The sequence below is a fragment of the Rahnella sp. ATs2 genome (genome assembly GCF_051851855.1).
Taxonomy (GTDB): domain Bacteria; phylum Pseudomonadota; class Gammaproteobacteria; order Enterobacterales; family Enterobacteriaceae; genus Rahnella; species Rahnella variigena.
Window position 1 is genome coordinate 203,813 of sequence record NZ_JBLYPL010000002.1, and the last position, 19,454, is coordinate 223,266.

Annotated in this window: 16 protein-coding genes and 3 pseudogenes; 15 read left to right on the forward strand and 4 right to left on the reverse strand. The window is 53.1% G+C overall.

The features are described 5' to 3' along the window. Positions 1–319 precede the first annotated feature (319 nt). Genes ACJY2G_RS02625 through ACJY2G_RS02635 form a run of 3 tightly spaced genes read left to right on the forward strand, consistent with a single transcriptional unit; the run spans position 320 to position 11,833 of the window. Complete coding sequence (locus tag ACJY2G_RS02625) at positions 320–1,978, forward strand: ShlB/FhaC/HecB family hemolysin secretion/activation protein (RefSeq protein WP_430320304.1); 1,659 nt, start codon at positions 320–322, stop codon at positions 1,976–1,978. A gap of 21 nt (positions 1,979–1,999) precedes the next feature. Continuing rightward, the gene (locus ACJY2G_RS02630) at positions 2,000–11,608 is read left to right on the forward strand and encodes a hemagglutinin repeat-containing protein (protein ID WP_430320303.1); all 9,609 of its coding nucleotides are present in this window, start codon (positions 2,000–2,002) and stop codon (positions 11,606–11,608) included. Further along, positions 11,609–11,833, forward strand: coding sequence for a hypothetical protein (locus ACJY2G_RS02635; protein ID WP_113878390.1), 225 nt, complete (start codon positions 11,609–11,611; stop codon positions 11,831–11,833). A gap of 40 nt (positions 11,834–11,873) precedes the next feature. Here ACJY2G_RS02635 and ACJY2G_RS02640 read toward each other — a convergent pair whose 3' ends face one another. Then, complete coding sequence (locus ACJY2G_RS02640; RefSeq protein WP_304486050.1) at positions 11,874–11,987, reverse strand: SymE family type I addiction module toxin; 114 nt, start codon at positions 11,985–11,987, stop codon at positions 11,874–11,876. Between the two features lie 8 nt (positions 11,988–11,995). Between ACJY2G_RS02640 and ACJY2G_RS02645 the strand changes: the two genes are divergently transcribed. Together ACJY2G_RS02645 and ACJY2G_RS02650 are read left to right on the forward strand one after the other, a co-directional pair. Further along, positions 11,996–12,181: a hypothetical protein gene (locus ACJY2G_RS02645; protein WP_147243288.1), complete on the forward strand. Its 186-nt coding sequence runs from the start codon at positions 11,996–11,998 to the stop codon at positions 12,179–12,181. Further along, positions 12,181–12,423, forward strand: a complete 243-nt coding sequence (locus tag ACJY2G_RS02650; protein ID WP_113878388.1) for a hypothetical protein — start codon at positions 12,181–12,183, stop codon at positions 12,421–12,423. The genes ACJY2G_RS02645 and ACJY2G_RS02650 overlap by 1 nt, the downstream gene beginning before the upstream one ends. A 36-nt stretch (positions 12,424–12,459) precedes the next feature. Here ACJY2G_RS02650 and ACJY2G_RS02655 read toward each other — a convergent pair whose 3' ends face one another. Beyond that, positions 12,460–12,564, reverse strand: coding sequence for a SymE family type I addiction module toxin (locus tag ACJY2G_RS02655; protein WP_430324181.1), 105 nt, complete (start codon positions 12,562–12,564; stop codon positions 12,460–12,462). A gap of 5 nt (positions 12,565–12,569) precedes the next feature. Between ACJY2G_RS02655 and ACJY2G_RS02660 the strand changes: the two genes are divergently transcribed. The 10 genes and pseudogenes from ACJY2G_RS02660 (at position 12,570) to ACJY2G_RS02705 (ending at position 17,545) form a co-directional block, all read left to right on the forward strand. Beyond that, entirely contained in the window at positions 12,570–14,069 is a 1,500-nt protein-coding gene (locus tag ACJY2G_RS02660; protein ID WP_430320302.1) for a VENN motif pre-toxin domain-containing protein, read from the forward strand. Beyond that, positions 14,062–14,328, forward strand: coding sequence for a hypothetical protein (locus tag ACJY2G_RS02665; RefSeq protein ID WP_113878396.1), 267 nt, complete (start codon positions 14,062–14,064; stop codon positions 14,326–14,328). Before ACJY2G_RS02660 ends, ACJY2G_RS02665 begins: the two co-directional genes overlap by 8 nt. 164 nt (positions 14,329–14,492) lie before the next feature. Next, a complete protein-coding gene (locus tag ACJY2G_RS02670; RefSeq protein ID WP_439291200.1) occupies positions 14,493–14,792 on the forward strand; it encodes a hemagglutinin repeat-containing protein in 300 nt (99 codons plus the stop codon). A gap of 17 nt (positions 14,793–14,809) precedes the next feature. Beyond that, positions 14,810–15,244, forward strand: a pseudogene (locus ACJY2G_RS02675) (VENN motif pre-toxin domain-containing protein); the annotation flags it as partial. Further along, positions 15,241–15,630, forward strand: a complete 390-nt coding sequence (locus ACJY2G_RS02680; RefSeq protein ID WP_430320301.1) for a contact-dependent growth inhibition system immunity protein — start codon at positions 15,241–15,243, stop codon at positions 15,628–15,630. The pseudogene ACJY2G_RS02675 and the gene ACJY2G_RS02680, both read left to right, overlap by 4 nt. 226 nt (positions 15,631–15,856) lie before the next feature. Then, positions 15,857–16,260: pseudogene (locus tag ACJY2G_RS02685) on the forward strand (transposase); the annotation flags it as partial. Beyond that, positions 16,260–16,337, forward strand: a pseudogene (locus ACJY2G_RS02690) (integrase); the annotation flags it as partial. The pseudogenes ACJY2G_RS02685 and ACJY2G_RS02690, both read left to right, overlap by 1 nt. Then, positions 16,311–16,454 (forward strand): hypothetical protein, encoded by a 144-nt coding sequence (locus ACJY2G_RS02695; protein ID WP_430320300.1) that lies wholly within the window; start codon positions 16,311–16,313, stop codon positions 16,452–16,454. The pseudogene ACJY2G_RS02690 and the gene ACJY2G_RS02695, both read left to right, overlap by 27 nt. Positions 16,455–16,467: 13 nt before the next feature. Next, on the forward strand, positions 16,468–16,698 hold the full coding sequence (locus ACJY2G_RS02700) for a hypothetical protein (protein ID WP_430320299.1): 231 nt from the start codon (positions 16,468–16,470) through the stop codon (positions 16,696–16,698). 640 nt (positions 16,699–17,338) lie between these two features. After that, positions 17,339–17,545 carry a hypothetical protein gene (locus ACJY2G_RS02705; protein WP_430320298.1) on the forward strand — a complete coding sequence of 69 codons (207 nt, stop codon included), beginning with the start codon at positions 17,339–17,341 and terminating at the stop codon, positions 17,543–17,545. Positions 17,546–17,624: 79 nt separating this feature from the next. On the opposite strand, the gene ACJY2G_RS02710 is transcribed toward ACJY2G_RS02705, so the two are convergent. Together ACJY2G_RS02710 and ACJY2G_RS02715 are read right to left on the reverse strand one after the other, a co-directional pair. Continuing rightward, positions 17,625–18,128, reverse strand: a complete 504-nt coding sequence (locus ACJY2G_RS02710; RefSeq protein WP_430320297.1) for an SRPBCC domain-containing protein — start codon at positions 18,126–18,128, stop codon at positions 17,625–17,627. A 190-nt stretch (positions 18,129–18,318) separates the two neighbouring features. Then, positions 18,319–19,416, reverse strand: coding sequence for an NADH:flavin oxidoreductase/NADH oxidase (locus ACJY2G_RS02715; protein WP_430320296.1), 1,098 nt, complete (start codon positions 19,414–19,416; stop codon positions 18,319–18,321). Between the last annotated feature and the right edge of the window lie 38 nt (positions 19,417–19,454).

Genomic DNA, 19,454 nt, shown 5'->3' on the forward strand with positions numbered 1-19,454 from the left:
GGGTTGAGATTTTGCGTTGATTTGGAAAGGATTGAAAGGACAGAAAAGAAAAGAGGCAGGGCCAGAAGACATCCTCATCCCGCCGGAGAGTTAACTTTGTTTTTCGGTTATCAGATCTTTTTATTCAATCGTTTAATTAAGAATTTTCATAAAATACTAAGAATACTAATGATTTTCTATTTATCTGAAATAAAAATCTGAGTTTTAGAAATATTAAGAAATGAGATTTTGTGTAATGAAACGTAAACTGATATAAAGACGGCGTCAGGCCTTTGACGCATAACTAAAACTAATTGATTCGTAAATAAGGACATTTACAATGAATATTAAAGCCACCTGCTGGGCTATCGTTCTGGCAACCTTTCCGGTGCATGCCGCTTTGCTCAGTCCGGCAGACAGGGACAATATTGAGCAACAACAAAGAGATCGCCTGCAACAACAGCAAATGCAGCGTGATGAGCTGGAAAGAAGCCAGACGCTCTCTTTACCCGCCCCCGCTCCGGTTAACGCTGACGAAAAACCGTGCTTTACTATTTCCACCATAAATATTACTCAAGCCAATCATTTATCTTCCAGCACTCAAGAAAAGTTAACGAAACCTTTAATTGGAAAGTGTTTAGGCATTAAGAGAATTACCCAGCTCGTGCAGGAAATATCTGATGCCTATATCGAACGCGGTTATATCACCAGCCGTGCTTTTCTTCCCGAGCAGGATCTCTCACGGGGAGAGCTGAATATTACCGTGATGGAAGGCAAGCTTCAGGATATTCAATTAGATAAACACAGTGACCGTATTTTGGTGATGGCTTTCCCTGGCCTTAAAGGCAAAATCCTTAATCTGCGCGATATCGAACAGGGCATGGAACAGATCAACCGGTTGCGCCAGACACCGGTCCAGATAGAGATCCTTCCGGCTGAACAACCGGGTTACTCCATTGTGAATTTAACCGCCACGCCGGAGTTTCCACTCAGCCTGGGTGTGGGATTCGATAACAGCGGGCAAAAAAGCACCGGCACCGGCCAGATGAACGGCTCGCTGATCGCCAGTAATGTGCTCGGACTGGCAGATCAGTGGTTTGTCAGCGGCGCGAAAAGCAGCGATTTCTCCAGCAGCCACGACGCCCGCAGCGTGCAGGCTGGCATGAGCGTGCCTTATGGCTACTGGCTGATGAATTACAGTTACAGCTACAGCGATTATCTCAGCACGGTGAATTCTCAGGGCTTCGGCTGGCGGTCAACCGGCGATTCCCAAACTCATCGTCTCAATCTTTCCCGCGTCGTATTTCGAAACAGCGATATCAAAACCGGCGTATCTGTCGGGATCAGCAACAATATGGCGCGTAACTATCTTAATGATGCTCCGCTGGCCAGCAGCAGCCGCAAGCTCAGCAATGTCAGCGTGGGCATCAACCATAGCCAGAAACTGTGGGGCGGATTGTCCACGCTGAACCCGACATTCAGCCGCGGCGTGCCCTGGTTAGGCGCGGAAGACGATCAACACAAACCTGACGATGCGCCCAAAGCAGAGTTCTCCAAATGGTCACTGTCCGGCAGTTACTACAAGCCGGTCAGCCAGAAAGTCACCTTCCTTTCCAGCGTTTACGGTCAGTGGACCGGCGACCGTCTTTACGGCAACGAACGCCTGACGATTGGCGGTGAAAGCTCGGTGCGCGGCTTCAAAGAGCAATATCTTTCCGGTGACAACGGCGGTTACTGGCGAAATGAACTCAACACGGCGCTGTTCAGTATGCCCTTGCTGGGTGCCATCAATGCTGTGGCCGCGGTTGATGGCGGATATCTGCATCATGACAATCATGACGTTAACGCGGCAGGCACGCTATGGGGCGGTGCGGTAGGGCTTAGCAGCAGCGCAAGTCATTTCTCCAGCCAGTTTACCGTCGGCTGGCCCCTGCGTTACCCCGGCGATTTAGCGCCTGACCGCGTCACGGTGTATTACCACCTGAATGTCGTGCTGTAATTTCTGATAAGGATATCGAAAATGGAAAAGAATACGTTACCGCCGGTCGCTGTCTGGCGTCGTCTGATGAGTTACACCCTGATGACCTTTCTCGCCATTCAGCCGGTGATGCCTGCCGTGGCGGCAGGTGTGCAGGTGGCAAACGGCGCGACGCAGGTTGATCAGGCAGGAAACGGCGTGCCGGTGGTTAACATCGCGACACCGAATCAGGCGGGCGTATCCCATAACCAGTATCAGAATTTCAACGTCGGCACCGAAGGCTTAATCCTCAATAACGGCACTGACCGGCTGACCCAAAGCCAGCTCGGCGGCCTGATCCAGAACAACCCTAATCTGAAGGCCGGGCAGGAAGCCAAAGCAATCATTAACGAAGTCACGTCGGCAAACCGTTCACAACTGAACGGGTATATGGAAGTGGCGGGGAAAGGCGCCAGCGTAATGGTTGCCAACCCTTACGGCATCACCTGTAACGGCTGCGGATTTATCAATACGCCGAATGCCACCCTGACCACCGGTAAACCGGTACTGGGTGCTGACGGCAAGCTGCAATCCCTGGAAGTCACGCAAGGCGCGATCACCGTTGAAGGCAAAGGGCTGGACGCCAGCCAGAGTGGCTATTTCTCTCTGATTTCCCGCGCAACAGAAATCAATGCGCAACTTAATGCGCAGGATCTGACCGTGATCGCAGGAGCCAACCGCGTTGACGCCAGCGGCAACGTCACGCCGTTAGCGGGCAAAGGCGACGCACCGCGTGTCGCCATCGACACCGGCGCGCTGGGCGGCATGTACGCCAACCGCATTAAACTGGTTTCAAGCGATAAAGGCGTCGGCGTCAATCTCAGCAATATCAATGCGCGTCAGGGCGATATGCAGCTTGACGCCAATGGCAAACTGACGCTCAGCAACAGCGCGACGGCAGGCTCGCTCGCTGCCCGTGCGCAGGACATTCAGCTCAGCGGCAAGCATCAGGCGCAGTCCGTCTCGATGACCAGCCAGGGCGAAATGCAGCTGCAAAACGCCACCATCACCAGCAACGAGAATCTCACCCTGACCAGCAATGGTCAGTTGCAGGCAAAGGGCAGCCAGATAACCTCCGGTCAAACGGTGAAAATGCAAAGTGCCCGGTTAACGGCGGATAACGGCACGCATATCGATGCACAGCGTGATGTGGAACTGACCAGCAGCGGCGACCTTGCCTTGCAAGGTAGTCTGACCGCCGGGCAGGATGTCCGGCTCACGGGCGATAAGCTGAGTAATCAGGGAAATATCACCGCCAGCCGCAACACCGTTATTCACGCCACCACGCTGGAAAATAAAGGAAAACTTCAGTCTCAGGGGGATTTTACTCTGGACTTGAGCACCCTGAATAATTCCGGACAGTTGCTGTCAGGCGGGTCGCTGGCGATAAACGCACAAACGGCTACGCTCAGCGGGATGGTCAGCGCAGGAGAAGATCTCACGTTTACCGGTTCGTCCCTGAGCCTGAACGCTGACGGGCAGTTGCTTGCCGGACATGATCTGGGGCTGACGTTCAGTCAGTTTTCTCTGGCCGGTACCGCCAAAGGAAACAATCTGGTCTCCCTTCAGGGCGATCGTTTTACCGGTTCACAGAACAGTTCACTGACCAGCGACGGCGGGTTGTCGCTTCATCTGTCCGATGCACAAATTGACGGCCAGCTGGCCTCACTCGGCACGCTGACACTCAACGCAGACCGGCTGGTGACCGGCACGCAGGCGCAGTTGCAGTCGCAACAGGACATGACCTTAACGCTGAAGGAATCGGCTGATTTGCACGGAACGCAGGTCGCCGGGGGTAATCTGGCGGTTCAGGCCGCTACGCTTAATAATAAGGGACAAACGGCGGCACAACATGTCAGCCTGCGCGCGGACACCCTGAGTAACGGCGGCAACGTGTCGGCTGAGACGTTGCATGTGAGCACAGATTCACTCATCAACAGCGGGATCCTTCAGGGCAACAGCGCCATGCAACTGGATGTCGCCTCGCTGAATAACCTGAGCAGCGGCCAGATTGTCACCGGTGGCGCGCTCGATCTTACTCTGCCACAACTGAATAATGCCGGTTTGCTGCTGGCGGACAGCTTCTCCCTGACCTCAGATTCGCTCAATAACACCGGCACAATTCAGGGCTCTTCCCTGCTGGATATCCATGCCGACACGCTCGGGAATGCGGCGTCGGGTCGTCTGCTGAGCGGCGCAGATCTGACGCTCCGCGCGGCGCAACTGGGCAACGCCGGCATCATCCAGGGTGAAAACGCCCGTCTCTTCGCCACAGATTTTACCAACAGTGGCAGCGTGCTGGGGCAGCAATCACTTGAGGCCACGGTCAGCCATCAGCTTGATAACACCGGCAAAGTGATGAGCCATGGTGCGATGCAAATCAGCGCAGAAACGCTGGAAAACAGCGGTTCCCTGCTCAGTGAAGGCAGCCTCGCGCTGAACGGTAACCGGCTGACCAACAGCGGCACCGTGCAGGCCAGCCAGCTCAATATCCAGCAGACGCAGGTGGATAACCGTGGTGCGCTGACTGGTCTTAATACGCTGGCGATGACGTTGTTGCAGGATCTCAGTAACAGTCAGCAAGGCGCATTGCTCTCTCAGGGAGATCTGTCGGTTTCTGCGCAATCCGTCGTCAATGACGGTATCTGGCAGGGGCAGAATATTTTGCTCAGCGGCCAGCAGCTCACCAACAACGGCACGATTCAAAGCGCCGATGCGCTGACACTCACGCTCACGCAGAACTTCATCAGTGGTCAAAATAGCAAGCTGACTGCCAGCGGAACGGCGGCACTTCAGGCACTGGCGCTGACCAATCAGGGGCAGTGGATCGCCAAAAACCTGAGCATTTCCGGTAATACGCTGAATAATGAAGGCGAAATCTCCGGTGTGGACGGACTGACTCTCACGCTGCAAAACGCACTGACTCAGCAATCCTCCGGCAAACTGCAAAGTAACGGCAGCACAGAGATCACCGCCAGCCACCTTGATAACGCAGGACAACTGCAAACCCGCGCGCTGACACTGAATACTGCCCGTCTCGATAACAGCGGCACCCTGCAGGCGCGGGAATCAATGGATCTGACCCTGACCGGCGATGCACAAAACCATGCCGGTGGTGTGATCCTCAGCGACGGCACACTGAATCTTAACGCCGCGACGTTTAACAACGACGGCATCGCGCAGGGCACGACGCGAGCCACCTTTGATCTCTCGCAGGGCATCAGTAATCAGGGACGTTTGCTTTCCGGCGGACAGTTAAGCCTTGATACCCCTGACTTCCTCAACACCGGCTGGCTGCAAAGTGACAGCCTTAACCTGAATATCACAAATACGCTGACCAACAGCGGCACGCTGATTGCCCAAAATCAGGCCACGCTCGGCGGGAATGCGCTGGAAAACAGCGGAACGGTTCAGGCAGGTGCGCTGACGCTTGATCAGGCCAGCGTGAATAACACCGGCACGTTGTTTGCCGCGCAAATGCTCAACCTGACGACACAGACGCTCGCCAACGCCAGCATTGCGAAAATTTTCAGTGCAGGCGATATCACGCTGAACAGCCGCACGCTGGCGCAAAACGGCCAGATTGTGGCGCTGGGGAATGTCACGCTGACGTTGCTGGAAGCATTAACCCAAAACGGCACAGTGGCGGCAGGAAAGGCATTAAACGTCGGCACGTCAGGTGATTTCATTCAAAACGGCACGATGCAGGGGCAAAGCCTCTTACTGACCAGCGGAGGTGACTTCAGCAATCAGGGTACCCTGACGGGCGGTGACGGCATCTTCAGCATCCGTGCAGGAAACATCCGGCAGAATGCCAGCGGCAGACTGCAATCTGGCGGTGATGTCAGCCTTGAAAGCCGCGCAGATATCGCCAACAGCGGATTTATCGGCACTGCCGGGAACCTGCTTCTGAGCGCCACCGGCACACTGACCAACAGCGCCCTGCTCTATTCCGCGCTCGACATGACACTTTTGGCTGACCGCATCAGTAATATTCAGGGCGACATTCTGGCCGGAAACAACCTGTGGATGATGAAAGATGCCGCAGGGAATGCCAGTAGTGAAACGGTCAACAGCTCCGGGACCATCGAAACAACCCATGGCGATATCTCGATTTACACCGGCCATTTGCTCAATGAACGCAACGGACTGAGTTTCTCCCATGAAACTCATCAGTATGTCCCGGCGGGTCAGGCCTACATTGACGTTTCACTGAAAGACATTGATCCCGCTTTACTGACCTACGATAAAGAAACGATTTGCGGTGGCGGCGTCAACGACCACTGTACGACCCGCTATTTTGTACTGATCAGCCCGCAACTAGAGGATAAAAAAGTCCTCATCAGTGATGAAACCTGGACGGCAACGGCGGGAGGTAATGCGGCCAGGATTGCAGCAGGCCGTGATCTCACCGTGCAGGCCAGCACACTGGACAATAATGCCAGCAGCCTGCTATCAGGCGGTAACATGACGCTGTCCGGCGACCGGCTGAACAACAATTCTGTCGACACCGGCACCGTCTCGGCCTACCAGATTTATCATTACAACTGTGCAAAAGCCGCCGGTTGCCGTGAGTCTGTGAGCGCGACGGAATATGCCACTCAGAAGGCATCATCAACTACCGTTCGTTTTGACCTGACCGGTGCACCGGTTTATGAAACCAGCAGCGACGCCGCCGCTTACCGCGCGGTGATCCAGGCCGGTGGCAACCTGACCGCTACCTTTGCCAGCGATATCAGCAACACTTCATCCTCTGCCCATGCCGGCAGCATCAGCCATGAACTTTCTGCCCCTGCGCTGAATTCCCTCAGCGCACCGGCTGAATTCGCCGGTGCATCGTCGCAGGATCTGGCCAGCGCCTCACAGGAAGAGATCACCGCCCCGCAATGGCGTGACAGTATTGCCGATGCTCTGCAAACCCTGAACGGCGGCACGACGCTCAACAGCGGCGATTACCCGCTGCCCACCAGCAACAGCGGCTATTTCGTGGTGAGCACCGACCCGCAAAGTCCGTATCTCATTATCACCAACCCGAAACTGGACGGACTCGGACAACTGGATAACAGCCTGTTCAACGAAATCTATGCGATGCAGGGAATGAAAGCGCCGGTCGCGCCACGTGAAACCGGCCGCCAGTACACGGAAGAATCCTCGTTTATCGGCTCAGCCTATTTCCTCGACCGCCTGAATCTGCACCCTGATTACGACTACCGTTTCCTCGGCGATGCGGCATTCGATACCCGCTACGTCAGCAACGCGCTGATTAACACCACCGGCAGCCGCTACATCAACGGATTTGGCTCCGATCTGGCACAGATGCAATATCTGATGGATAACGCTGCCCTCGCGCAACAGTCACTCGGTTTATCCTTTGGCGTGGCGCTAACCGCGGCACAAGTGGCCTCACTGGATAAAAGTATTTTGTGGTGGGAAAACAGCGTGGTGAACGGCCAGAATGTGCTGATCCCCAAACTGTACCTTTCCCCGAAAGACGTCGCACCCGCCACCGGCAGCGTGATCGCCGGTAACAACATTCAGCTGGCGGGCGGCACGGTCACCAACAGCGGTTCGACGATGCAGGCCAGCTCCGGTCTTTACGTTTCGGGCCAGAGCACTATTGATAACCTCGATGCCGGGCTGATGAAAGCGGGTGGCGATCTCAGCCTGTTCGCGCTCGGCGACATCAGTAACATCGGCTCGACCATCAGCGGTCAGAGCGTTTCGCTGGTCAGCTTCGACGGCAACCTGATCAACAAGACACTGACCAATCAGTGGAACGCTGCGGGTAAATCCGGCGTCGATACCCTCGCCCTCTCAGACACCCAGACCGGCGATATGGCCTCGATCACGGCGGGTGATGCCCTGTCGATGTACGCCGGTAAAAATATCGATATCACCGGTGCACACCTCAGCGCTGGCAGCGATCTTGCCATGCAGGCGCTGGGCGATATCAATATCAGCGCCAACCAGACCCGAGAGCTTGACCAGCGCAGTTCACGCGGCCAGAACACCCTGACGGAGAGTACCGACACGCAGGCCAGCAGCATTTCCGCCGGTGGCAGCCTCGCCATGCAGGCCGGTCATGACCTGAACATCAGCGCCAGTCAGATTGCCGCAAAAGGCGATGCCACGCTCAAAGCCGGCAACGACATTAACCTGCAAACGCAGGAACAGAGCGCCCGCAGCAAAACCAGCAACAGCGAACAACGCCTCAGCCTGGTAGATAACACCACGCTTAACGCAGGTGGGGATTTAACGCTGGTGGCCGGTCGTGACCTCAATTCGCAGGCAGCCAGCATGAGTGCGGGCGACAACGCCACATTAGCGGCCGGACGTGACGTTAATCTCAACGCCGAAGCCATCAGCAGCTACAGCGAATCTCACGGCAAGAAAAAACAGCAGATCGATGAGCAAATCCGTCAGCAAGGCACCGGACTCACTAGCGGTGGCGACACCCGCATTCAGGCCGGACAGGATGTGACCTTCAATGGCGCACAAGTCGATGCTACGGGCGATCTGGCCGTTACTGCCGGACGTGACATCACCCTTAACAGCGTCACGGAAAGCGATTATTCCTTCTTCGAGCAGACGAAAACCTCGGGCGGTATTTTCTCAAAAACCACCACACACACCGTGCGGGAAGATTACGCGACTCACGAGAAAGGTACCCAGCTCGGCGGCGACAATGTTTCGATGATGGCCGGTCACGACCTCAACGTGAATGGATCCAGCGTCATCGGCGACAGCAATGTCAGCCTGCTGGCAGGCAACGACATCAACGTTCTGGCATCCACCGAAGAACAATCCGCCTACCGTCTGGATGAGAAGAAAAAAAGCGGCCTGTTCAGCGGCGGAGGACTGGGCTTCACCCTCGGTACCACCGAAACCCGCCACCGCGTCAACGAAGACGGCACCACACAAAGCCAGAGCGCAAGCTCGATTGGCAGCCTCGGCGGCGACGTCAGCCTGATGGCGGGCAACAACGTCCACGTCAGCGGCTCGGACGTGATCTCCACTCAGGACATGCTGATCAGCGGCAAAAGCGTGCAGATTGACCCCGGTCAGGACGCCCTGCACCGCAAAGAGACCTTCGAACAAAAAACCACCGGCCTGAACATCGCCCTGTCGGGTACCGCCGGTGCAGCCGCTAACAGCGGCTATACCGCCGCACAAAGTGCCAGTGATGACAGCAGCGGCCGGATGGCAGCACTTGATGGCATCAAAGCCGGACTGAACGGCTATCAGGCGTATCAGGGTACCCAGCTCGACGGCAACAACAGCGGGGAAAATAGCTTTATCGGCATCTCGGCCTCCATCAGCCATCAGGAAAGCCGGTCCGAGCAGATAACCGATCAACGCGCCGCCACCGGTTCGTCGGTGATGGCCGGCGGCAGCGCCACGATCGAAGCACGCGAGGGCGACCTCAATGTTATCGGCAGCAAAATCAAAGCTGACGGTGATCTGAGCTTGTCCGCTACCGACGACATCAACCTGCTGGCGGCGGATAACACCCAAAAAACCACCGGCAAAAACAGCAGCGCCGGCGGCGATATCGGCATCAGTTTCGGGGTCAGCGGTGAAAAAGCCGGGCTAAGCATTTTCGCCGACGTCAACGCAGCCGCAGGCAAAAACCACGGCGACGGCACCACCTGGACGAATTCCGAAATCGGCGCGGGCAACAACCTGAACATCAATGCCGGTAACGATCTGAACATCAGGGGCGCACAGGTTTCCGGTGAGCAGATCACCGCTGAGATTGGCCGCAACCTGACGGTCGAAAGCCTGCAGGACACCGAACATTACGATTCGAAACAGCAGAGCGCCGCAGCGGGCGGCAGCTTTACCTGGGGCGGCGGTGGCGGCAGCGGGTACATCAGCCTGACGCAGGACAAAATGAACGCCGACTATGCCAGCGTCACCGACCAGAGCGGCATATTCGCGGGCAACGGCGGCTTTGACATCACCGTCGGCAACCACACCCAGCTTAACGGCGGCGTGATTGCCTCCGGTGCGACGTCGGACAAAAACCGCCTCGATACCGGCACGCTGAGCTGGAACGACATCCGCAACAAAGCCGATTACAGCGTCGAGAGCAGCAGCGCCAGCATGAGCTCAAGCGGTAACACCGCCTCACAGTTCATGGGCAATATGGCCAACGGCATGCTCGCCGGGCTGAACAATGACGGCAGCGCCGCCAGCTCCACCGGTTCCGCTGTCGCGGACGGCACGATCGTTATCCGCGATAAAGAGAAACAGACGCAGGATGTCGCTGAGTTAAGCCGCGACACCGACAACGCCCACAGCACGCTGGCGCCGATCTTCGATGCTGCCAAAGAACAGCAGCGCATCGACGAGAACCGCGCCATCGCGCAGATTGGCTCGCAGGTCGCGGATATCGTGCGCACCGAAGGGAAAATCGCGGCACAGGAAGCGGCGAAAAATCCCGACAATCTCGCCGCCGCGAAAGCCGCGCTGGAAGCCGAAGGAAAAACGCCAACCGGTGAAGACATCGCCAGACGCGCCTACGACACGGCGCTAAACGACTACGGCACCGGCAGCGATAAACAGAAAGCCGTACAGGCGATCACCGCCGCCATACAAGGCCTGACGGGAGGCGACTGGAGCTCCGCCGTGGCGGGCGCAGCCGCGCCTTACATGGCTGAATACATCAAAACCCACACCGCCGAAGGCGCCCAGCGCATCATCAGCCACGCGCTGGCCGGTGCCGTCGTCGCCGAAATGCAAGGCGGCAATGCCGCTGCGGGTGCGGCCGGTGCCGGGCTGTCAGCTGCAGGCGCGAAGTACATCGCCGAAGCGCTCTATCCTGGCAAAGACATCAAAAATCTGAGCGAAGAAGAGAAACAAGGCGTGGTTGCGCTGGCAACGTTAGCCTCAGGGATCGCCGGTGGCGTTGTCGGAGGAGAGGTAAGCTCGGGGATTGATGGGGCGAAATCGGGTCAAAACGAAATCAGCAATAATCTATTCGGTGGTACGGAATGGGGTCAGGAGCAAAAAGTAAAAGCGCATGGAGAAGATGTACTTTCATGTGCAACAGCTCCAAACTCAGCAAGTTGTCAGCGAGGACTCGCCGAGAATCAGGCCTATGCAACAGCTATGGCGACCGCAGGTCTCATCTACATACCGGGTGGAATGCAGGTCACTGCTGGCATCGGTGGTACAGCGAACGCTGGTATTCAATATGCGATTAACGGAACAGTTAATCCAACAGATGTATTAATCGCGACCTATGTTGGTGCATTTACGGCAAATACCGGATTTATTGGTACGGTAGGCTGGAATGCTGCTGGGGGGGCGACATCAAGCTACCTTAACGGAGGTGATACTCTGACAGGGGCTGGCTGGGCAGCAGGTGGATCTGCATTGGGCTACGGGATGGGTAAATATTTGATTGAATTGCCGCTGAATAAAGTGTTGAACCCTACATGGAAAAGTTATGAATGGGTGGATATGGGGATGGGGATTAGTAAGCCATTGCAATTTGATGCTCGTCCAGAAACGTGGGGTACTATAGCTGGTTCAACCACCACCGAAGGTGCTGCTCAGGGCGGTTCTAAAATGGTAGAGCAGAATAAAAAGAAAGGATCCAATTAAATGAAGCGAGAATTGCTCATTCTTATATATGTAATAGCAATGGGTACTTTTATCATTTTTGTTGTCGCTTTCTTAAGTCGACTGTTTACATATTGGTCTAATGATATTGCTATTCCATTTAAGGAACTGCTTTATATAAGTTTTAAAGTAGGATTAGCAGGCGGCGCTATCGGTGGTGTAGGCACTTGGCTTATGCATATATTTAATTTATATCGTCACCGGTAAGCTCAAATCCCAGCCTTTGCGGCTGGGATTTTTTTACCTGTCACTCAGCTAATGGTCGGATCACCAACTGGCTCAGTTCTACGGTCACATTCACCGGCGTATCTGTCCCAAACCCCGCCTCTTCCAGCCAGTTACGGGATCGGTAAGTTTGCACAGGGATCTTTGAACAACATATTTAATCCGAACTGGAAAAGCTATGAATGGGTTGATATGGGAATGGGCATATCAAAACCATTAACACCAAGTTCTATTCCCGGTATAGCAGGTAATACAGGAGCTGCTATTGCAACAGAAGGGTCTGGTGCCATTATTAACGAGCAAATAAATAGTCTTCAGGAGAAAAAATAATGAATATGAAGGCAGTATTTTCTTTTTTTATGTTCAATATCATATGGGTATTGGTTGTTCTTTCTATGGCTGTGGTTATTTTTTTAATGCTGAGAACATTTGTATGGTTCTCTTTTGGTGGAGATTTTCTTTTTTCACTTGAAGATATTCGAAGAGCTTACCGTATTAGTCTATTTGCTGGGCCTATTTGTGGCTCAGGTAGCTGGCTGATTTACTATCGTCATTACAGATCCTACAAGTAAGTAAATCCCGGCCAAATCGCCGGGATTTCTTTTCAGTCACTCAGCAGGCCTGATCACCAGTTGCCCTCGTTCAACAGCAGTCGTAACCGGCGTATCAGTCCCTAATCCGTCTTCTTCCAGCCAGTCGCTCTTCAGGAGCAGGCTGGGTGTACGGTGGCGGTTACATCAGCCTGACGCAGGACAAAATGAACGCCGACTATGCCAGCGTCACCGACCAGAGCGGCATATTCGCGGGCAACGGCGGCTTCGACATCACCGTCGGCAACCACACCCAGCTTAACGGCGGCGTGATTGCCTCCGGTGCCACGTCGGACAAAAACCGCCTCGATACCGGCACGCTGGGCTGGAACGACATCCGCAACAAAGCTGATTACAGCGTCGAGAGCAGCAGCGCCAGCATGAGCTCCAGCGGCAACACCGCCTCACAGTTCATGGGCAATATGGCTAACGGCATGCTCGCCGGGCTGAACAACGACGGCAGCGCCGCCAGCACTACCGGTTCCGCTGTCGCGGACGGCACGATCGTTATCCGCGATAAAGAGAAACATACGCAGGATGTCGCTGAGTTAAGCCGCGACACCGACAACGCCCACAGCACGCTGGCGCCCATCTTCGATGCCGCTAAAGAACAGCAGCGCATCGACGAGAACCGCGCCATCGCGCAGATTGGCTCGCAGGTCGCGGACATCGTGCGCACCGAAGGGAAAATCGCGGCACAGGAAGCGGCGAAAAATCCCGACAATCTCGCCGCCGCGAAAGCCGCGCTGGAAGCTGAAGGGAAAACGCCAACTGGTGAAGACATCGCCAGACGCGCCTACGACACGGCGCTAAACGACTACGGCACCGGCAGCGATAAACAGAAAGCCGTACAGGCGATCACCGCCGCCGTACAAGGCCTGACGGGAGGCGACTGGGGCTCCGCCGTGGCGGGCGCAGCCGCGCCTTACATGGCTGAATATATCAAAACCCACACCGCCGAAGGCGCTGAACGCATCATCAGCCACGCGCTGGCCGGTGCCGTCGTCGCCGACATGCAAGGCGGCAATGCCGCAGCGGGCGCGGCCGGTGCCGGGCTGTCAGCAGCAGGCGCGAAGTACATCGCCGAAGCGCTCTATCCGGGCAAAGACATCAAAGATCTGAGCGAGGAAGAGAAACAAGGTGTAGTTGCGCTGGCAACGTTAGCCTCAGGGATCGCCGGTGGCGTTGTGGGGGGAGATGTAAGCTCGGGGATCGATGGGGCTAAGGGCGGGAAAAATGAGGCGGAGAATAATGCGCTGGGGCGTAATTGTAGTCCAATGACTTGTAAATCCTTGGTTGATCCGATGGATGGTGGATTTGGAGGCGGGGGGCCACGTGGTGGATCATACAATCCTACGGGAAGAAGTGGGAATCCCATAAATACTAAAGGCTCCAACGTATCCACAGTTATCGGTGAACGGAATTACTCAGCCCATGCTGTTGACCTTATGCAAGGAAGAGGAATTCCACCATCAGCAATAGAAAATACAATCAAGACTGGAACACAATATTCCACTAAATCTGGGACGACTGGTTACTATGATTCGACAAATAATTTGCGTGTAATTGTTAACTCAAATACTGGGAGTGTTGTGACAGTTATTCCAGGGGCACCGAAAAATGAATAATGTAATGCTATATGAAAAAATAAGAACCATTTTACTGCACGATTGGGATCCAATCGGTGTTAGTGATTTACCAGACGCTCAGGATGAATATGACTCATATGTACACCCAATCTCTGAGATGCTTAATCAAGGAAAAAGTGTTAACGAAATCTATACTTACCTTCGGTGGGTTGTTAATGATTACATGTGTTTGGATGGTAATGAAGATGTGGAACGTGCTATTGCTGAGAAGTTAGTAAATATATTAATAACCCATTAAATACAATAAGATCCCGGCCTAGTCGCCGGGATCTTATTATCTATCATTCAGCCGCAGCACATCGTTGCGTACCCCCGCTGGTCTCCGGAAATGGTGAAGTTTGAGTCACTTAGTAATTAAGCTAGGCCGTTAATCCAGACGCTCTTTAAAAACCTGGCATCAGAATCTTCACCGACGTCAACGCTGCCGCAGGCAAAAACCACGGCGACGGCACCACCTGGACGAATTCCGAAATCGGCGCAGGCAACAACCTGAACATCAATGCCGGTAACGATCTGAACATCAGGGGCGCACAGGTTTCCGGTGAGCAGATCACCGCTGAGATTGGCCATCAGTACGAAGCGCGAATCAGGAAGCCGCGCTGGCACTGGATAAAGCAGTCACTGAATTTGGTCAGGACGCCGTCAAACAGTGTTTATCAGGCGGAAGCTGCCCTATGGAAGCTGCTTTTGCATTACATCTGATAGCAGGTATGCTCAATTCTGATGCTGATTCCACTCCAAATATCGGTAAAGATCTAACAGATGCAGATAAAGCTGAGTTAGGGGGTACAGGTTCAGGAACACCACCACCGCCAGAAAATGATCCAAAAAATTCTGAAGAGAAAAAAGTCGAAAAATTGAATCAGAAGCAAGAAAGTTCTGTTAGAAAAATCGACAACCTCATAAAAAATTCATTAAAAGATGATGATATTACAGGCTCTCTTAAAGACATGGATGGTAACCCTATCCCTAAACCGGATAGTCCAGGGCAAAACTGGAATCATATGAAGGAGATGCAAGATACCCTTAATGGTTTAAGGAATCATGCAAACACCCTGAAAAATGTTAATAATCCGGAAGCTCAGGCAGCATATGGAAGGGCAACAGAAGCGATTAATAAAATAGAATCAGCTATAAAAGGATACGGCATATGACAACGTTTAGAGACCGATTAATGGCGAAAGGTTGTAATTATGAGCCCAACGCCAGATCATCTCTTGATGAGTGGTTTAGCAGTATTGTAGATGTACCACTTGATAAACTGGATGTTGGAGATATTGCACGAGCTATAAGACAAAATCTGTTTTTAGGTGATGTGTTACCAAGAGCAGAGGCTATTTTGCAAGGTGACCCCTTAGCTGGGGATGATTACGATGGGCAGCTAATATCATCAATCGCATCCTTGAGCCCTAACGAAGCAAAAAGCGTATTACCTTATCTTAAAAGAATAAGTTTAATTTTAAATCAATTAGATAAAAGTGATTTTAATGAGCGGCTACTGTTAGATATAAAGAAAATAGATCAATTAACTTCTTGTTAGAAATACAGATCCCGGCCACCAAGTCGGGATCTTTTTGTCTGTCAGTCAGCCGAAGCACATCGTTGCTTATCCCGCTGGTATCTCTAATGGTGGGTCAACAAGCAATACAGGTAACACTGATGGCAACCCGTATACGGGTAGAAATACTGTAAGTATCCCGCTTAACCGAACCATTCACTTTTAGAGATCTTCCGACATACTGATTATGTCACCAGTGGAGATCGCTATGCGTAAGATCCGATTCACCGAGCACCAGATCATCGCCGTTCTGAAGTCTGTCGAAGCCGGGCGCACCGTCAAAGATGTGTGCCGCGAAGCCGCTATTTCCGAAGCCAGCTACTACAACTGGAAGGCGAAATATGGCGGGATGGAAGCCGCTGATATCAAAAAAATCAAAGATCTTGAGGACGAGAATCGTCGTCTGAAGCAGATGTTTGCCGATCTGAGTCTGGAATGCCGGGCGCTGAAGGACGTTATTGAAAAAAAGCTCTAAAACCAGCGATAAAGCGGGAGCTTGTCAGCTATCTGACTGCACAATTTTCCATGAGCATCCGCCAGGCATGCAGGACAGTATCGCTGAGCAGGACGGTGTATTTTTATCAGCCCGATACCCGGCGTGATGAACCGGTGAGCGGCCTCATGAATCCCTGAATAACCTGACGCCGGAAGAATACCGGCTGATGGCTGAAAAACCGGAACTCTCAAAAGTATGTGGAACTAAAACAGGTATGCTTACAGAAGCAACTGCACCTGATGGTCGTGCATTGAGATTTAATGCAGATGGTTCAAGGCTAATAGGCTTCCGTGAGCCACCAATCAAATAGAGAGAGTCTCAATATGTTGGAATATAGTGTAGGTAGTTCAATAGAAAGAGATGATCTATATGCGGAACTATCTTTTAACCGGGTCCAATGGGGGGAAATATCGCTCTCGGATGATAAAAAATCTGTGAATATTAGTATTTATCCGCATGATAGCGATATCCTTTATTTTAATTATGATGAGTTTTTGCAGGTTATAGAAAAAGCAAAATCCCATCTTCTTAATCTTGAGCCGTTATCTAAATAACATAAAAATCCCAACCCTTACGGTTGGGATTTTTTTACCTGTCAGATCCACTTCCCCATTGGGGGTCGCTTAGCCGTGAACATCTCAATAAAATTAATGAGCTGCTGTTGCTTGCGGCCTGAGAGCTTACAGACCTTCTTCAAAGTATGCATGATCTCTGGCTGCGCGGGAAACGGGGTGCAAAAGTGCACTTCGGGGCTTATGCGTCCGTACATCAGAATGCACTGGCGAAAATAGGTTGTAATCTGCTGACTGCACTAGGAAAAGTGGTGTTAGCTGGCGGACTTCGCAACGGATACTCTTTTTGGCCAGTTACCCTTGGATGCTAGCTGGGAATATATTGTCGATTTTCTGAGTTATGCACTGAATATGTTAGATGGACTTTGTTTGATTGTTGCTCTTTAACAACCCAATAATTAAAAGCTCTTTGCCTTAAATCATTACCGATGTACATATCCTCTTCAGCATTACTTATAAAAACACGGTGACAACTTCATGATTGTGCCATTGCCAGCAGCACGATCATCATCCCCGCCAAAGAACAGCAGCGCATCGACGAGAACCGCGCCATCGCGCAGATTGGCTCGCAAGTCGCGGACATCGTGCGCACCTCCATCAATGAATTAACGAGGATAGTCGATTGAAAATAATAGATAAAAATGATGAGTTGCTTATGGTTGAAATTACACATAGGGAATTTAATCTCATAAGAGAACTAGAGTCAGCCGTACTGATATCATGCAGTAAAGATGAGATACCCACTTTAACGGGCTGGACTAGAGAAGAGCTTTTAGCATTCGGTGCTTTGCTAAGTGATATTGCGGAAGCTAATAAGATTAAACTTTAATAAGAAATCCCGCCCTCGTTGGCGGGATCTTACTTTATACGTCAGCTAATTACCCTTCGGTCGCCAGCCGGATGATCAGCTATCCCCGCGCCGCTTTAATCATCCCGTCCAGCCATTGCTGATGACCGTTGATCATCGGATTAGGTCGCGTTACTGCCAGTTCGCGTGCGGGTTTTCCATTTTGGGTTTCCTGCGTCAGGATACGAACGCGGCCGCCGGACAGTTCTTCGATAAGCCACGCGTGATGCACGTCGAGACGGGTGTCGGCATCGCCTTCTGCCCAGCCGTGCCACGCCATACGCGCTGGCTGGCCTTTGACCGGCGGGACATATTCATTAACCTGCGCTTCCACCGGAAAACCGAAGGTGCTGAAACGAAAACGTGCGCCATCGCTCAGGCCCGGTCCGCTGCCGTCGTGGAAGTCAATATCAGATGCATTACTGTAGTAAACCGGCCAGGCGGCAGTGTTATCAAGTTGTGCCCAGAGGTCTTCCAAGGTCACACCGGTGATGATCATTTCGTTAGACGCGAAGTTGTCGGTTTCGCCGGGAATGTAGCCCTGTGGCCAGTTAATCGCATTCATGTGTGTTTCCTTTTTATCTGTGGAACAGCTCGCTGGCTGGTGTTCACAAAGAATACGCATCGCTGAGATATTAAGGAAATCACCGCTAGTGATGATAAATATTCATTATTTTTATATCTAAGCGCCGGACAAAAAAACAGGCAGAAGAAAGCTTCTGCCTGTGGGTTAATGCGCTGATGTAAAACGAATATCAGCTGATGCTGTAACGCTCAAGCCAGTGTGCATAAGGCGCAGGCAGAACCCATGAAGGGTTGTCTTCGCCCAGCTCTTTCGCCAGTGCATACGGATAATGCGGGTTGGCGAGCATAGCGCGGCCAATCATCACCAGATCCATATCTTGTTCGCTGATGCAGCGTTCGGCGATTTCAGCGGAAGCGACACCCCATGAACTTGCCACCGGTAAACCGGCTTCGGCACGCACGCGGCGCGACACCGGCGCAAGGAAACCAGCACCCCATGGGATCTGTGCTTCCCAGGTCGAGAAACCGACGCTGACGTTAAGCATATCCAGCCCTTTCTCACGCAGAATACGGGTCAGTTCGATAGATTCCGCCAGGGTTTCTTCATCACGGCCATCGTATTCGATCACGCCAAAACGCGCGGTGATCGGCAGGTTTTTCGGCCAGACGGCATTCACGGCATCGAAAGTTTCAATCAGGAAACGGCTGCGACCGGCGAAATCACCGCCGTATTCGTCGGTGCGGGTGTTGGAATGCACGGAGAAGAAGCTTTGCGCCAGATAGCCGTGGGCGAAATGCAGTTCCAGCCATTCAAAACCGGCATCGCGTGCGCGTTTTGCGGCAGCGACAAAATCGGCCATCACGCGCTGGATATCAGCTTTGGTCATTTCTTTCGGCACTTTTGGCAGATGTTTGCCGAATGCAACCGCGGATGGCGCGATGGTCGCCCAGCCACGCGGATCGCCTTCAGCAATATGGTCGTCCCCTTCCCACGGCAGATTGGCGCTGGCTTTGCGGCCTGCGTGACCGATCTGGATCCCCGGTACTGCGCCTGCAGCTTTGATGGATTTGGCGATCTTCGCCAGTTCAGCGGCCTGTTCATCGTTCCAGATCCCCAGACATCCCGGGGTGATACGGCCTTCCGGTGAAACCGCCGTCGCTTCGACAATCACCAGGCTCGCGCCGCCGCGTGCCAGCGTGGCGTAATGCACCTGATGCCAGTCATTCGGCACGCCATCAGTGGCGGAATACTGGCACATAGGCGGAACCGCAATGCGGTTTTTTAAGGTGACGTCTTTCAACGTTAACGGCGTAAATAGTGCAGACATAATATTTCCTCGGTGGATTGGCACATTCAGCACACAGA